This window comes from Arthrobacter sp. B1I2 (genome assembly GCF_030816485.1).
Lineage (GTDB): Bacteria > Actinomycetota > Actinomycetes > Actinomycetales > Micrococcaceae > Arthrobacter.
Genome location: NZ_JAUSYC010000001.1, coordinates 2,444,159 through 2,458,922, shown reverse-complemented (window position 1 = coordinate 2,458,922; position 14,764 = coordinate 2,444,159). Strand labels below are relative to the sequence as shown.

Below are 14,764 nucleotides of genomic sequence, written 5' to 3'. Positions count from 1 at the left end.
TCGAACCCCATGCCCGGCCCTCGATAGACTGGAGCACATGACTGAGACCGCTTCCTCTGCCGTGCCCGAAACCCTGACCTCCGACGCTGATGACCGTTCCGCCTATGGCTTTGGCGTAGCCACCATCGCCACCAGCGATGCCACCGTCTTGGACGCCTGGTTCCCCGCACCGGCCCTCGGTGTTGCCGCGGAGAACCTCCGCTCGGTGGAAAACGCGGACGAGACCCTGGTGCAGATCGCCGAGCACGGCGCCGACGAGGACCGCGGCACCGAGCAGAAGGTGGTTTTTGTCCAGATCAACCTCGACGCGGCCCCTGCGGACACCGCGGACGCCTATCTCCGCCTGCACCTCCTCTCGCACCGCCTGGTCCGGCCCAACAGCATCAACCTGGACGGGATCTTCGGCAAGCTCCCCAACGTCGTGTGGACCAACTTCGGCCCCGCCGCCGTTGAAGGCTTCGAACTGACGCGCGCCAGGCTTCGCCGCCGCGGTGCCGTCACCGTCTACGGCATCGACAAGTTCCCGCGCATGGTGGACTACGTGGTGCCCAGCGGGGTCAGGATTGCCGACGCCGACCGCGTCCGCCTGGGTGCGCACCTCGCCGCCGGCACCACCGTCATGCACGAGGGCTTCGTGAACTTCAACGCGGGGACCCTGGGTACCTCCATGGTGGAGGGCCGCATTTCCGCAGGCGTTGTCACCGGCGACGGAAGCGATGTAGGCGGCGGCGCCTCGATCATGGGCACCCTGTCAGGCGGCGGCAAGGAGAAGATCACCATCGGTGAGCGCGTGCTGCTCGGCGCGAACTCAGGCGTGGGCATCAGCATCGGGGACGATTCAGTGGTGGAGGCAGGGCTTTATGTCACGGCCGGCACCCGCGTCCGCGTCCCCGGACCCAAGGACGAGGTGGGCGAGGACACCACCAGGATCGTCAAGGCCGCCGAACTCTCCGGCGTGCCCAACCTGCTGTTCCGCCGCAACTCCACCACGGGCGCCGTGGAAGCCCTCCCCCGCAAGGGCCAGACCGTTGAACTGAACGACGCCCTGCACGCCAACTGATACTCCGTGGCACGCAGACGCGGCCTGCGCCGCCTGGCGGTGCTGCTGCTGACCCTCGCGCTGGCAGCGGGAGGCATTTACACGGCGGTCTACTTTGCGCAGCGTTCCGAAACCCTCGTCTCGGAACGCTGCACAGCAGCGGCCGGCAACCGGACCGGTGAGCTTGCGCCGGACCAGGCGGCCAACGCGGCGCTGATCACCGCAGCGGCTGTCCGGCGGGGACTGCCGCCACGGGCCGCCACCATCGCCCTGGCCACTGCCATGCAGGAGTCCAAGCTGCGCAACATCGGGCACGGCGACCAGGCCGGTCCGGACTCGCGGGGGCTCTTCCAGCAGCGGCCGTCCCAGGGCTGGGGCACCGAGGCCGAAATCATGGACCCCTACTACGCCGTCAACGCCTTCTACGACGCGCTGGTGAAAATTCCGGGGTATGAGGCGCTGGACATCACGGATGCAGCCCAGCGGGTCCAGCGGTCCGCCTACCCCAAGGCATACGCCCAGCACGAGGACATGGGACGCGCTTTTGCCTCCGGGTTTACCGGACAGACACCGGCGGGAATCCAGTGCACGCTGCGCTCCCCCACGGCCGGCGGGACGTCCGAACCGGTGGTCACGGAGCTGGAGCGGGCCTACGGCGGTGTGGATTCCCAGATGGACGGCGCCACCCTGGTGGTGGACGCGAACGGAACACTGGCGTGGTCGATTGCCCAGTGGGCGGTTGCCAACGCCAAGGACCTGGCCGTCACCCAGGTGGACGTGGCAGGCCGCACCTGGCACCGACCCGACGGGGATGGCTGGCAGGTCTCAGGGGTCCCGGACGGCCAGGTGCGCATCACCGTCCGGGGGGACGACGGCGGCAGCTGACAGCCGCCGTCGTCCTGCCGGACGGAGCGCTAGACGAGGATTTCCAGCACCGGCTGGACGTAGCTGCGGAACAGGTCCGGTTGCCCCATCAAGTGCCGGCTCATGATGATCTTGTCCGGCTCCAGGTACCAGGCGCGCTGCTCATCCAGCGGCATTTCGATGATGGTCAGTGTGAAGTCCCGCGAGTCCCGCCCCACTTCCATCAGCCTGTCGTCCACCATGTCCTCGAGCAACTGGTCGATTCCGGAGGCCACGCGTTCGGCCTCAAGCTCGGCATATTCGCTCCTGCGCTCCCTTGCCCAGGTGAGGGCGGAGCCAAAATGTGCCTGCAGGACCCGCTGGAGGGCCGGAGAGTTGCCAAACGCCTCGAAACCGGGCGGGGCGAGTTCCGGGGATGTGTGTGGGTAGGCCTTCAGCAACTGCTCCCACCATGCCTCCCACTCGGTCTTCAAGGCGCTGAGCCCACCAACGTCTGCCGTCAGGTGCGTGTGGTCGGCGGACCGGATTTTGGGCGAGGCATGGGACAGCATCGGGTTCCCCACTCCGTTCAAGCCGGCCGCGTCCCGGACGTAGAGCGCGATCATCATCGGCCCGGACGTGTCGGTGGTGATCTTCCACCCTGAACCGCTTGCGTGATGCATCCGAAGTCCTTCCCTGACCTACTCATGCCGGGCGGCATGATCCGGTCCACGTAACCCGGCTATCAGTCTATTCCCGCAGCCGGTTCCCGGCAGTGCAGGACGGCTTCGGATGGGGTGGCTACGGTTCCAGCCCCTCCAGGTGCCGCTCAAGTACGTCGCGGCACATCTGCGCGGTCATCCAGCCCGGTTGCAGGAGGGCATGCATGCACAGTCCGTCCAGCGTGGCCAGGAGCCGTTCCGCCTCCACCACCAGGGTCTCCTGGGCTTCATCGTCCGGCAGCACGGTGGCAACCACCCCGCCAACGATGGCCGCGACTTCGCGGTGGCTGCGGTCGGCTTCCGCGGCCAGGAACGGCCTGATCCGCGCCGCGTTCTTGAAGGCCAGCAGGGCACAGGCTTCCACGGCTGTTTCCTCATCCAGGGGGAGCATGCCGCCCAGGAGGGTTAATACGGCCTGACGCTGTTCGAGGCTGGCCCGTGGAGCCTCCTGCACGGCGGGAAGCAGGCCCTCGAGCCGGCCGACCACCCGGTCCACCACCGTGCCGAACGAATACGCCAGGAGCTCCTCACTGCCGTCGAAGTAGTGCCGGACAGAACCGACGGCCAGCCCGGCCTCGTCCGCCACTTCGCGCAGGGAGGCACGTTCAAGCCCGTCAACAGCGATGATGCGGAGAACCGCCTGGACTACGTCCTGCCGCCTGGCGCCGGCATCTACAATTTTGGGCACTATCCTTACTAGCACACTTGTGCTTCAACCTTGCGTCCGGACGCCCGGCATCCGGGACGCAGGGGCGGGCAAGGCTTCAGGTGGGATAGCGTTGAGGCATGAAAATCCTGGTCACCGGCGGCACCGGCTACATCGGTTCCCACACTGTTCTTTCCCTGCAGGAAGCCGGCCACGACGTGGTCGTCATCGACAACCTGGTCAACTCCAGCGAGGAGTCGCTGCGCCGCGTGGCTGAACTCAGCGGCAAGACCGCAGACTTCCACAACGTTGACCTCGTGGATGAGTCCGCCGTCGAAAAGGTCTTTGCCGGCAGCGGCATCGACGCCGTCATCCACTTCGCGGGGCTCAAGGCCGTGGGGGAATCAGTCCAGGAGCCGTTGAAGTACTACTACAACAACCTGGTGGGGACCCTGAACCTGATCCGCGTCATGGACAGGCACGATGTCCGGTCCATCGTCTTCAGCTCCTCTGCCACCGTCTATGGCGAACACAATCCCATCCCCTACGTGGAGAAGATGGAGATTGGCGCCAACAACCCCTACGGGCGCACCAAGGAACAGATCGAGGACATCCTCTCCGACCTTGGCGCAGCCGACTCCCGCTGGCACATAGCACTCCTGCGCTACTTCAACCCCGTCGGCGCGCACCCCTCAGGCCGTATCGGCGAGGACCCCCAGGGCATCCCCAACAACCTGGTCCCGTTCATCGCCCAGGTGGCCGTGGGCCGGCGCGAGAAGCTCATGGTCTTTGGCGGCGACTACGACACCCCGGACGGCACCTGCCTGCGCGACTACATCCACGTGGTGGACCTGGCCGAAGGGCACGTCGCAGCGCTGGACCACATCGCCGGGCGGACAGGGGTCTTCCGCTGGAACCTGGGTTCCGGCAAGGGCTCCTCCGTCCTGGAGGTCCTGCGCTCCTTTGAGAAGGCCGTGGGCAAGCCCATCCCGTACGAGATCACCGGCCGCCGCACAGGGGACCTTCCCGCCTTCTGGGCCGACGCCACCTCCGCCCTGGCGGACCTGAGCTGGTCCACCACCAAGACTGTGGACCAGATGTGCGAGGACCACTGGCGCTGGCAGAAGAACAACCCCCAGGGCTACAATTCCTGACCCTGGTGATTAAGCACGGCGGCCGCCCACCTCTGGAAGGTGGGCGGCCGCCGTCGTAATGCCTGGTTTTAGCGGACCGGGTAGTCCCGCTCCGGCTCGCCGATGTAGAGCTGGCGCGGACGGCCGATCTTGGTGTTGGGGTCGCTGATCATCTCGCGCCACTGGGCGATCCAGCCGGGGAGGCGGCCGATGGCGAACAGCACCGTGAACATCTTCTCGGGGAAGCCCATGGCCTTGTAGATCAGGCCGGTGTAGAAGTCGACGTTCGGGTAGAGCTTGCGCTGGATGAAGTAGTCATCGCTGAGTGCCTTCTCTTCCAGGCGCATGGCGATATCCAGCAGTTCGTCGTTGCCGCCGAGCTTGCTGAGTATCTCGTGGGCCGTGGCCTTGACGATCTTGGCACGCGGATCGTAGTTCTTGTACACGCGGTGCCCGAAGCCCATGAGGCGGACGCCGTCTTCCTTGTTCTTGACCTTCTCCATGTAGTCCTCGGGCTTGAGGCCCTCGGCCTGGATCTGGCGGAGCATCTTCAGCACGGCCTCGTTGGCACCGCCATGGGCCGGGCCGAAGAGGGCGTTGATGCCCGCGGAAACCGAGGCGAAGAGGTTGGCGTTGGACGAACCCACCAGGCGCACCGTGGAGGTGGAGCAGTTCTGCTCGTGGTCAGCGTGGAGGATGAGCAGCAGGTCCAGGGCCTTGGCAACCACCGGGTCCACCTCGTACTGCTCGGCGGGCAGGCCGAAGCTGAGGCGCAGGAAGTTCTCCACCAGGTTCATGGAGTTGTCCGGGTACAGCATGGGCTGGCCGATGGACTTCTTGTGCGCGTAGGCAGCGATGACCGGCAGCTTGGCCATGAGGCGGATCGTGGAGACTTCCACCTGCTCGGCATTGAACGGGTCCAGCGAGTCCTGGTAGAAGGTGGACAGCGCAGACACGGCCGACGACAGCACGGGCATGGGGTGCGCGTCGCGGGGGAAGCCGCCGAAGAAGCCCTTGAGTTCCTCGTGCAGCAGGGTGTGCCGGCGGATCTTCTGGTCGAATTCGTCCAGCTCGGTGGGCGTGGGCAGGTTGCCGTAAATCAGCAGGTAGGACACCTCAAGGAAGCTGGAGTGCTGCGCCAGCTGCTCGATGGGGTATCCGCGGTAGCGCAGGATGCCCGCATCGCCATCGATGTAGGTGATTGCCGAGGTGGTTGCTGCGGTGTTCATGAAGCCGGGGTCAAAGGTCACGGCGCCGGTCTGCTTCAGCAGCTTGGAGACGTCGTAACCCTCGTTCCCTTCAACAACCTGGATGCGCGGGAGCTTCAGCTCGCCACCTGCGTGGAGCAGGGTCGCAGCATTGTTGGTCTCAGTCATGGAGTCCCCTTCATGAGGCTTCTGGGCCTCTGTCGAAAGCTTGATCCAACATCAGGTGAGCCGCGCACGAAGCCTGAGAAGACAGGTTCCAACACCCGGGCTGCCTTCTTGTAGAAAGCCACCATTGATAGTCACTTAAAAAGTACCGCTCCTTGGCGGGTGTCACTAATCCGAGGCCGTCCAATCCGCCCTAAAATGCACCGGATGTGGGGCGAGTCACACGAATATTACGTGCCCTCAGGAGCCGGCAAGCCGTTCAACAGCCGCGTCGATCCGCTCATCGGATCCGGTGAGGGCAACCCGGATGTAGCCGTTGCCCGCGTCTCCGTAGAAGACGCCCGGTCCCACCACGATGCCCCGCCCGGCCAGGCGGGCCACTGTGTCCCAGGTGTCCTCTCCGGCCGTCGACCACAGGTACAGTCCGGCATCGGATTCCTTGATCTCCAGGCCGAAGTCCAGCAGCGCGGGCACCAGCCGTTCGCGCCGGCCGCGGTACAAATCCTTCTGGGCCTCGACGTGGGCGTCGTCGCCCAGCGCCACCCGCATGGCCTCCTGGACCGGGTACGGGACGATCATGCCTGCATGCTTGCGGCTGTTGACCAGATTCGGCATCAGGTCCGGATCACCGGCCACGAACGCTGCGCGGTAACCGGCGAGGTTGGACTGCTTGCTCAGTGAGTACACGGCCAGCAGGCCCTGGTGCGAGCCCCCGGCCACCCGTGGGTCGAGGATGCTGGGGACGGGCCGGCCGCCGCGCTGGACGTCCCAGTCGCCCCATCCAAGCTCTGCATAGCATTCATCCGAGGCCACGACCGCGCCCAGTTCACGAGCCTGGACCACCAGGGCCTTCAGCGAGTCAGCGTCGCGGACACTGCCGGTAGGGTTCCCCGGCGAATTGACCCAGATGAGGCGGACGCGTGACCGGGTGGCGTCGTCGAGCTCGTCCAGGTTGTCCGTGGCGACGGACGTGACCCCGGCGAGGGTCGCGCCGATATCGTACGTGGGGTAGGCCACCTTCGGGCGTACGACGACGTCACCGGGCTTGAGGCCCAGCAGCAGCGGGAGCCAAGCGACGAGTTCCTTGGAGCCCACCGTGGGCATGATGTTGCGGGGATCAAGGCCGGAAACACCCCGCCGGCGTTCGAACCATCCCGCGATGGCTTCCCGGAGTGCCGGGGTGCCGTGCACCGTGGGGTATCCGGGGGCGTTTGCGGCCGCTTTCAGTGCATCCTGTACCAGCTGCGGCGTGGGGTCCACGGGCGTACCGATGGAGAGGTTCACGGCTCCGCCGGGATGCTCCGATGCTTTGGCCAGGTACGGCGCCATGGCCTCCCAGGGGTAGTCGGGCAGGTCCAGGCCAAACGAATTCACTGCTGCGGTCACGGCTTCCGTCCGCTTTAGTGGTCTTGGTTCTGCGGCGGCAGGGCGGCGATCATCGGGTGGTCCTTGCCCGTGTTGCCGATCTTGGCGGCGCCGCCCGGGGAACCAAGGTCATCGAAGAACTCCACGTTGGCCTTGTAGTAGTCCGCCCATTCTTCCGGGGTGTCATCCTCGTAGTAGATGGCCTCTACCGGGCACACCGGCTCGCAGGCACCGCAGTCGACGCACTCATCCGGATGGATGTACAGCGAACGCTCGCCTTCATAGATGCAGTCGACCGGGCATTCCTCGATGCACGCCTTGTCCTTAACATCCACACACGGCTGCGCGATTACGTACGTCACGTCCCTGGCCTCTCCACGTTGGGTTCCGGCGTCCCGCCGGCTCTTGCATCCGGCAGCACGGCCGGACTCTCGACATCTGAGCCTATTATCTCCCAGCCCGTTACCGCGAACCTAGCCGGGCCCCTAGTATGAACTGGTGAGTCTGCCAGTCCCTGCGCCCGCCCGGTTCCTTAGCTCGGCTGAGCCAGGCATTCGGGTGGTGGTGCGCTACCGGATCGAGGAAGGCCTGACGGACGCCCTGGGCCACCTGCTGCGGTGCGATGCCGGTTCCTGTACCGTCCGCACCCGGCAGGCCGACGTCGTCATTCCCCTTGACCGCGTGGTGGCCGCCAAGGAAGTCCCGCCCGCTCCCCCGCGGCGCCCAGCGCGCTGAGGGCTGCTCCCGACGATGCAGGGACGCAGCAAGGCTTAAACGCAGAATGCCACCGGCCTGTAGCCGGTGGCATTCTGCGCAATCAGGGCGTTGTTATGCCTTGGCGCGGGCGCGAGTGGCCTTGGCACGCTCGTTGGTGTCCAGGATGACCTTGCGGATTCGGATGGCTTCCGGGGTCACCTCGACGCACTCGTCCTCGCGGGCGAATTCGAGCGACTCTTCAAGGGTCAGGTCACGCGGCGGGGTCAGGTTCTCGAAGGTGTCCGAAGAAGCCGCACGCATGTTGGTGAGCTTCTTTTCCTTGGTGATGTTGACGTCCATGTCGTCGGCGCGGGAGTTCTCGCCCACGATCATGCCTTCGTACACCTCGGACGTGGGCTTCACGAAGAAGGAGCCGCGTTCCTGCAGGTTGATCATGGCGAACGGGGTCACCACACCGGCGCGGTCGGCAACCATGGAGCCGTTGGTGCGGTACTCGATGGGACCGGCCCACGGCTCGTAGCCCTCGGAGATGGACGCGGCGATGCCGGCGCCCCGGGTGTCCGTGAGGAACTTGGTGCGGAAGCCGATCAGGCCACGGGCCGGAACGATGAATTCCATCCGGCACCAGCCGGTGCCGTGGTTGGCCATGTTGGTCATGCGGCCCTTGCGGGCTGCCATCAACTGGGTCACGGCGCCAAGGTACTCCTCGGGGACGTCGATGGTCATGTGCTCCATCGGCTCGTGGATCTTGCCGTCGATGGTCTTGGTGACAACCTGCGGCTTGCCCACGGTCAGTTCGAAGCCTTCGCGGCGCATCTGCTCCACGAGGATGGCCAGGGCGAGCTCGCCACGGCCTTGGACTTCCCAGGCGTCAGGACGCTCGGTGGGGAGCACCTTGATGGAGACGTTACCGATCAGTTCCTTGTCCAGGCGGTCCTTCACCTGGCGCGCGGTGACCTTGGCGCCCTTGACCTTGCCGGCCAGCGGGGAGGTGTTGATACCGATGGTCATGGAGATGGCGGGATCGTCCACGGTGATCAGCGGCAGCGGCTGCGGGTTCTCGGCGTCCGTCAGGGTCTCACCGATGGTGATCTCCTCAATGCCGGCGACGGCGACAATCTCACCCGGCCCGGCGGACTCGGCCGGGACACGATCCAGGGCCTTGGTGGCGAGGAGTTCGGTGATCCTGACGTTCTTGAGCTCGCCATTGGCCCGTGCCCAGGCGACGGTCTGGCCCTTGCGCAGGGTGCCGTTGTAGATGCGGAGCAGTGCCAGGCGGCCGAGGAACGGGGAAGCGTCCAGGTTGGTGACGTGCGCCTGCAGGACACCTTCCGGGTTGTAGGTCGGTGCAGGGATGTGCTCGATGATGGTCTGGAACAGCGGCTCCAGGTCCTCGTTCTCCGGGGCGGTGCCGTTGGCGGGCTGCTCAAGGGAGGCGCGGCCGACCTTCGCTGCGGCGTAGACGACGGGGACGTTGAGGATCTTGTCCAGGTCAAGGTCGGGAACTTCGTCCGCGAGGTCGGAGGCGAGGCCCAGCAGCAGGTCCATGGACTCGTGCACCACTTCATCGATGCGCGCGTCGGGGCGGTCGGTCTTGTTGACCAGCAGGATCACCGGCAGGTGGGCGGCGAGGGCCTTGCGCAGCACGAAGCGCGTCTGCGGGAGCGGCCCTTCAGAAGCATCGACGAGGAGGACGACGCCGTCAACCATGGACAGGCCGCGCTCCACCTCGCCACCAAAGTCGGCGTGGCCGGGGGTATCGATGACGTTGATGGTGATGGTCTCGCCGTTGGAGGACGGACCGTTGTAGGCCACCGTGGTGTTCTTGGCCAGGATGGTGATGCCCTTTTCGCGCTCCAGGTCACCGGAGTCCATCACGCGGTCTTCGAGGTGGTTGTGCTCGGCAAAGGAGTTGGTCTGCTTGAGCATGGCATCGACCAAAGTGGTCTTGCCGTGGTCAACGTGGGCCACAATCGCGACGTTGCGCAGGTCACTGCGTGAGGCAGTGGCTACCGCGGTGTTGGTGGTGGTTTCAGACATGCGTAAAGGCTCGATTCAGTGGGTCAGTTGTTAGTCATCGCGACATTTCCAACCGAAACGCACGACAGATCAGCCCCTTAACACGGGGCTCCTTACCCAAGTCTAATCGCAGCGGCAAGTATTGGCCTAAAATCCGGGAAAACAGCGGGGGGCGCGGCCGTGTCCGCAGGCCTTCCTCTTCAGGTCACAGTTATTGGAGAAATCTGTCCTGATGCCCCATCATTGCTGGTAATGAGCAGCAAAATCCCCCGGAAATCGCGTTCCAGACCTGCGCGTGTCCTCGCCCGCGCCGCGGTGTTCGCACTGACTGCCGGGGTGGTTCTCGCGGGTCCGGGACAACCGGTTGTGGACCTGCCGGAGGATGCCCCCGCGGCAGCAACGGAGAGTATCCCGCCGGCCCTGCTCAGGGCGGCGGACACACCGCGCCTGGACGACGCATCCCGGTCCCTGGAGATCGACCTGGCGGAAGTACTGCACCGGCCCGCGCTTTTTCCCGGGGACATTTACCGAAACCCCGTCTTTGGCCGCAAGGAAGTTGTGCTTGCGAATGTCCGGAGCACAGCGGTTCTCATCGGGGACTCACAGTCCGTTCCTGATGACAGCTGGCCGCGCCGGGCCCTGGCAGGCCTGGGTTACAACGTCCACTTCTGTGGCTACGGCGGCACCGGATTCACCGCTGCCAACGGGAAAATCGGAAACTACATCGATGCCCTGGAGCGCGGCGACTGGCTACTTCCGGCGGGAACACCGGGACTGATAGTGGTGGAAGGCGGCGGCAACGATGCTGCCCACGGAGCATCCGATGCCCTAATCTCCGCCAACGCCAACCGGCTCATCCAGGCACTCAAAGCCAGGTACCCCACCACGCAGATCGTCATGGTGGGAACCCTTGCGCGCGGAGCCCAAAACGGTGGCGGCCGCCGGAGCCAGGTGGACGGACTGCTGGGTGACATCGCGGCCAGGCAAAAGGTCACCTTCGTGAGCGCGGGCGACTGGCTGACGAAGTACAACCTCACGCAGCATCTGGCTGACGCAGTCCACATGGACGCCGAAGGCCGCAGGCAGCTTGGCGAAGTTCTGGAACGCCGCTTCCGCGAACTGCAGGTTCCCGGCGCCCCCGGCACCGGCGCAACCCCGGCACCAGCGGGAACGAACGGTGTAAAGGGCTGAAGCCGGGACCCGAAGGTCCCGGCTTCAGCCCTTTACAGGAAACTTCCCGCTACGCCACCTCGGGCGGAAGCATCAGCTTCGCCCCCGGAATGGCGTTGAGCAGGGCCTTGGTGTAGTCCTGCTGGGGCGATTCGAAGACGTCGTCCGTGGAGCCGGTTTCCACCAGGCGGCCCTTCTCCATCACGCACACGTGGTCCGCGATCTGCCGAACCACCGCAAGGTCGTGGGTGATGAACAGGTAGGTCAGCCCAAGGTTGGCCTGCAGGTCGGCGAGCAGGTTCAGTACCTGCGCCTGCACCAGCACGTCCAGCGCGGATACGGCCTCATCACAGATGATGACCTCGGGGTCCAGCGCAAGCGCCCGGGCAATGGCGACACGCTGCCGCTGGCCGCCCGACAGCTCGTTCGGGTACCGCTGCATGGCGGACTGGGGCAGCGCAACCTGGTCCAGCAGCGTCCGGACTTTCTTCTCCCGGCTGGCCTGGTCCCCGATCTTGTGGACCCGGAGCGGTTCTTCGATCGTGCGGTAGATGTTGTACATCGGATCGAGGGAGCCGTACGGGTCCTGGAAGATCGGCTGGACCCGCCTGCGGAACTTGAACAGTTCAGCAGGCTTCAGTGCGGAGGTGTCGACGCCGTCGAACAGGATCCTGCCGTCCGTCGGCTTCTCCAGCTGGAGGACCATCTTGGCCACTGTGGACTTGCCGGATCCCGACTCCCCCACGATCGCCGTCGTGGTTCCACGCCGGACGTCGAAGCTCACGCCGTCAACAGCCGCGAAGTCCGTTGACTTGCCCAGCCCCTGGCGGAGCTTGTACACCTTCCGCAGGTCCTGGATCTGCAGGAAGGTTTCGGGCTTCACCGTCTCGACGGCGGGCGCCAGCAGGTCCGTCGTCTCCACTCCCTGCTCCTTGGCCACCTGGATACGGCGGCTGGCCAGGGACGGAGCGGACTCCACGAGCCGCTTGGTGTAGGGGTGCTGCGGGTTGCGGAGCAATTCCAGCGACGGTCCCGCTTCAACAACGCGGCCCTGGTACATGACCACGACCTTGTCTGCGCGCTCGGCTGCCAGGCCCAGGTCGTGGGTGATCAGCAGGACCGAGGTGCCCAGCTCGCTGGTCATGGTCTCCAGGTGATCCAGGATCTGCCGCTGGACGGTGACGTCGAGGGCCGACGTCGGCTCGTCCGCAATCAGCAGGCGCGGCTGGCAGGAGAGGCCGATGGCGATCAGTGCACGCTGGCGCATTCCGCCCGAGAACTCGTGCGGGTACTGGTTGGCACGGCGCTTGGCGTCCGGCAGTCCAGCCTGGGACAGCACCTTGGCGATATCGTCCGGCCCGCTGGGACGGCCGTTCGCCCGCAGTGTTTCCCGGACCTGGTAGCCGATCTTCCACACGGGGTTCAGGTTGGACATAGGGTCCTGCGGGACCATGCCGATGGTGTTGCCGCGCAGTTCGATCATGCGATGCTCGCTGGCGTGGGCGATGTCCTCGCCGTCAAGCAGGATCTGTCCGCCGGACACCGTGCCGTTGTTGGGCAGGAGTCCGATGGCCGCCAGGGCGGTGGTGGATTTGCCGGAGCCGGACTCCCCCACGATGGCGACCGTTTCACCGGGCATGATGGTGAGGTGCGCATTCCGTACAGCCTGGACTTCGCCGCTGCCGGTCCTGAAGGTGATGGCCAGGTCAAGGATTTCGAGCAGCGGCCTAACGCCGGTGGTGCCGGCCTCATCAATGCGGACGTCTGGACTTGTCATCTCGTTATCTCTCATCGCTGACGGCTCTTCGGGTCAAGGGCGTCACGTACGGCGTCACCAAGCATGATGAAGCTCAACACCGTGATGGACAGCGCCGCGGCCGGGTAGAGCATGATCTGCGGGTGTGTGCGTATGGAGGTCTGTGCCGCCGAAATATCGTGACCCCAGGACATGACGCCTTCGGGCAGTCCGATTCCCAGGAAGGACAGGGTTGCTTCAGCCACGATGAAGACGCCGAGCTCCAGGGTGGCAAGGACGATCACGGGTGCCAGCGCGTTCGGCAGCACATGTTTTACCAACGTGCCGAATTTCGATACGCCGAGCGCCCGGGCCGCTGTCACGAAGTCGGCGTTGCGAACCTCGATGACTGCGCCGCGGGTGATGCGCGCCATTTGCGGCCACGCAAGCAGCGAGATGACGAAAACCACCGTCCAGACGCTCTTGTTTGCCCTGAAAAGGGGCAGCTGCGTGATGACAAGCGCCCCGAGAATCAGTGGCAAAGCGAAGAAGATGTCACCGAGCCGGGCGAGAACGGTGTCCAGCCAGCCGCCATAGAAGCCGGCGAGGGCACCGAAGGTCACCCCGACGATGAGGACGCAGAGGACGGAAAGAATGCCCACGGAAAGGGACGCCTGAGTGCCGTGAATGACGCGGGAGTACACATCACAGCCCTGGAACGTAAAGCCGAACGGATGTCCAGGAGCAGGCCCGCCCTCGGAGTTGGCAAGCTCACAACCCTCGTTGGGGGGCACTGACGAGAACAGGCCCGGGAACAACGCGATCACAACCAGCACCAAAATCAGCAATGCCGAGATGATGAACAGCGGACGACGGCGGAGCTTGCGCCAGGCGTCTGCCCACAGGCTGAGCGGAGCCTGGTCAGCCTTGACAGCGTCTGTGGCCAGGAGCGGCGTTTCCTCAATGGGTGCCACAAAGTGGCTGTTGTTACTGGTCATAGCGGATCCTCGGATCAAGCCAGGCGTACAGGAGATCGACGAGCAGGTTGGCTACGACGAATACCAGCACCAGTACGCTGACGATGGAGACGATGGTGGGGCCTTCGCTGCGGAGGACTGCCTGATAGAGCTTGTTGCCCACGCCCGGTACATTGAAGATGCCCTCGGTGACAATGGCGCCGCCCATCAGGCCGCCGAGGTTGGCTCCCAGGTAGGTCACCACCGGGATCAGCGAGTTGCGCAGAATGTGCGCCAGAACCACCCGGGGCCGGGACAGTCCTTTTGCCGTAGCTGTTCGGACGAAGTCGGCGTTCATGCCTTCGCTTACCGATGCGCGGGTCAGGCGCAGCACATAGGCAAAGGAAACAAGCCCCAGGACCACAGCCGGCAACAACAGGTTTCCCCAGTTTGCATTGGCGCCCACGGTGGGTTTGGCCCAGCCGAGTTGCACACCGAAGACCAGCTGGAAAACGAAGCCCAGCACAAAGGTGGGGACTGCGATAACCACCAGCGAGGCTACCAGGACGGTTGAATCGAACCAGCCGCCGCGGCGCAGGCCGGCGAAAACGCCGAACGCTACGCCGAAGACCGCCTGAATAATCAGGGCCTCAATCGCCAGCATGGCTGTAACCGGGAACACCCGAGCCAACGTGGCAGCGATGGGTTGGCCCGTGAAGTCATTGCCGAGATTAAAGGTGAAGAGGTTCTTGAGGAAGAGTCCGTATTGGACCCAGAACGGCTGGTCAAGGTTGTACTGGCTGCGCAGCGTGTCAATGACAGCCTGCGGGGGCTGCCGGTCACCGAAGAGCGCCGCGATGGGGTCGCCCGGCAGGGCGAACACCATGTAATAGACGAGGAGTGTAGTGCCGAGGAAGACAGGGATCACCTGAAGGAGTCGGCGCAGGATAAACCGGATCACAGGGTCACCTGCTTTCCGGTAAGGAGAAGAACGAGTTCATGAATGCCTTCCTGCCCTTGCAAGCGAATGGGGGCCCGGCCGTAAC

Annotated in this window: 14 protein-coding genes; 5 read left to right on the top strand and 9 right to left on the bottom strand. The window is 64.9% G+C overall.

The genetic code is table 11. The features are described 5' to 3' along the window. Window positions 1-37 precede the first annotated feature (37 nt). Window positions 38-1,060: a 2,3,4,5-tetrahydropyridine-2,6-dicarboxylate N-succinyltransferase gene (gene dapD / locus QFZ57_RS11520; RefSeq protein WP_306630558.1), complete on the top strand. Its 1,023-nt coding sequence runs from the start codon at window positions 38-40 to the stop codon at window positions 1,058-1,060. A gap of 6 nt (window positions 1,061-1,066) precedes the next feature. Next, on the top strand, window positions 1,067-1,924 hold the full coding sequence (locus QFZ57_RS11515) for a hypothetical protein (protein ID WP_306900326.1): 858 nt from the start codon (window positions 1,067-1,069) through the stop codon (window positions 1,922-1,924). A gap of 29 nt (window positions 1,925-1,953) precedes the next feature. On the opposite strand, the gene QFZ57_RS11510 is transcribed toward QFZ57_RS11515, so the two are convergent. Beyond that, window positions 1,954-2,565 (bottom strand): hypothetical protein, encoded by a 612-nt coding sequence (locus tag QFZ57_RS11510; protein ID WP_306630556.1) that lies wholly within the window; start codon window positions 2,563-2,565, stop codon window positions 1,954-1,956. 118 nt (window positions 2,566-2,683) lie between these two features. Continuing rightward, window positions 2,684-3,292: a TetR/AcrR family transcriptional regulator gene (locus QFZ57_RS11505; RefSeq protein WP_306900325.1), complete on the bottom strand. Its 609-nt coding sequence runs from the start codon at window positions 3,290-3,292 to the stop codon at window positions 2,684-2,686. 98 nt (window positions 3,293-3,390) lie between these two features. Between QFZ57_RS11505 and galE the strand changes: the two genes are divergently transcribed. Then, window positions 3,391-4,404, top strand: a complete 1,014-nt coding sequence (gene galE / locus QFZ57_RS11500; protein WP_306900324.1) for a UDP-glucose 4-epimerase GalE — start codon at window positions 3,391-3,393, stop codon at window positions 4,402-4,404. Window positions 4,405-4,472: 68 nt separating this feature from the next. Here the strand turns inward: galE and QFZ57_RS11495 are convergent, their stop codons facing one another. From QFZ57_RS11495 to fdxA, 3 genes are all read right to left on the bottom strand, one after another. Beyond that, window positions 4,473-5,759, bottom strand: a complete 1,287-nt coding sequence (locus QFZ57_RS11495) for a citrate synthase (protein ID WP_306630553.1) — start codon at window positions 5,757-5,759, stop codon at window positions 4,473-4,475. 237 nt (window positions 5,760-5,996) lie between these two features. Then, window positions 5,997-7,142, bottom strand: coding sequence for a succinyldiaminopimelate transaminase (gene dapC / locus QFZ57_RS11490; protein ID WP_306900323.1), 1,146 nt, complete (start codon window positions 7,140-7,142; stop codon window positions 5,997-5,999). Window positions 7,143-7,156: 14 nt separating this feature from the next. Beyond that, the gene (gene fdxA, locus QFZ57_RS11485) at window positions 7,157-7,483 is read right to left on the bottom strand and encodes a ferredoxin (protein WP_013601705.1); all 327 of its coding nucleotides are present in this window, start codon (window positions 7,481-7,483) and stop codon (window positions 7,157-7,159) included. Window positions 7,484-7,619: 136 nt separating this feature from the next. Between fdxA and QFZ57_RS11480 the strand changes: the two genes are divergently transcribed. Beyond that, the gene (locus QFZ57_RS11480; RefSeq protein WP_306900322.1) at window positions 7,620-7,856 is read left to right on the top strand and encodes a putative acetyltransferase; all 237 of its coding nucleotides are present in this window, start codon (window positions 7,620-7,622) and stop codon (window positions 7,854-7,856) included. Between the two features lie 93 nt (window positions 7,857-7,949). Here QFZ57_RS11480 and typA read toward each other — a convergent pair whose 3' ends face one another. After that, complete coding sequence (typA, locus tag QFZ57_RS11475) at window positions 7,950-9,878, bottom strand: translational GTPase TypA (RefSeq protein ID WP_306900321.1); 1,929 nt, start codon at window positions 9,876-9,878, stop codon at window positions 7,950-7,952. Window positions 9,879-10,109: 231 nt separating this feature from the next. Between typA and QFZ57_RS11470 the strand changes: the two genes are divergently transcribed. Beyond that, window positions 10,110-11,048 (top strand): SGNH/GDSL hydrolase family protein, encoded by a 939-nt coding sequence (locus tag QFZ57_RS11470; RefSeq protein ID WP_306900320.1) that lies wholly within the window; start codon window positions 10,110-10,112, stop codon window positions 11,046-11,048. Between the two features lie 49 nt (window positions 11,049-11,097). Here QFZ57_RS11470 and QFZ57_RS11465 read toward each other — a convergent pair whose 3' ends face one another. Genes QFZ57_RS11465 through QFZ57_RS11455 form a run of 3 tightly spaced genes read right to left on the bottom strand, consistent with a single transcriptional unit; the run spans window position 11,098 to window position 14,679 of the window. Continuing rightward, window positions 11,098-12,804: a dipeptide ABC transporter ATP-binding protein gene (locus QFZ57_RS11465; RefSeq protein WP_306900319.1), complete on the bottom strand. Its 1,707-nt coding sequence runs from the start codon at window positions 12,802-12,804 to the stop codon at window positions 11,098-11,100. Between the two features lie 11 nt (window positions 12,805-12,815). Further along, on the bottom strand, window positions 12,816-13,760 hold the full coding sequence (locus tag QFZ57_RS11460) for an ABC transporter permease (RefSeq protein WP_306630546.1): 945 nt from the start codon (window positions 13,758-13,760) through the stop codon (window positions 12,816-12,818). Then, window positions 13,750-14,679, bottom strand: coding sequence for an ABC transporter permease (locus tag QFZ57_RS11455; protein ID WP_306630545.1), 930 nt, complete (start codon window positions 14,677-14,679; stop codon window positions 13,750-13,752). Before QFZ57_RS11455 ends, QFZ57_RS11460 begins: the two co-directional genes overlap by 11 nt. Window positions 14,680-14,764 lie beyond the last annotated feature (85 nt).

Bases quoted from the DNA above. Each gene is read 5' to 3' on its own strand.
- dapD (WP_306630558.1), top strand. From the start codon at position 38: ATGACTGAGACCGCTTCCTCTGCCGTGCCCGAAACCCTGACCTCCGAC.
- QFZ57_RS11510 (WP_306630556.1), bottom strand. From the start codon at position 2,565: ATGCATCACGCAAGCGGTTCAGGGTGGAAGATCACCACCGACACGTCC.
- galE (WP_306900324.1), top strand. From the start codon at position 3,391: ATGAAAATCCTGGTCACCGGCGGCACCGGCTACATCGGTTCCCACACT.
- QFZ57_RS11495 (WP_306630553.1), bottom strand. From the start codon at position 5,759: ATGACTGAGACCAACAATGCTGCGACCCTGCTCCACGCAGGTGGCGAG.
- typA (WP_306900321.1), bottom strand. From the start codon at position 9,878: ATGTCTGAAACCACCACCAACACCGCGGTAGCCACTGCCTCACGCAGT.
- QFZ57_RS11470 (WP_306900320.1), top strand. From the start codon at position 10,110: ATGAGCAGCAAAATCCCCCGGAAATCGCGTTCCAGACCTGCGCGTGTC.
- QFZ57_RS11465 (WP_306900319.1), bottom strand. From the start codon at position 12,804: ATGACAAGTCCAGACGTCCGCATTGATGAGGCCGGCACCACCGGCGTT.
- QFZ57_RS11460 (WP_306630546.1), bottom strand. From the start codon at position 13,760: ATGACCAGTAACAACAGCCACTTTGTGGCACCCATTGAGGAAACGCCG.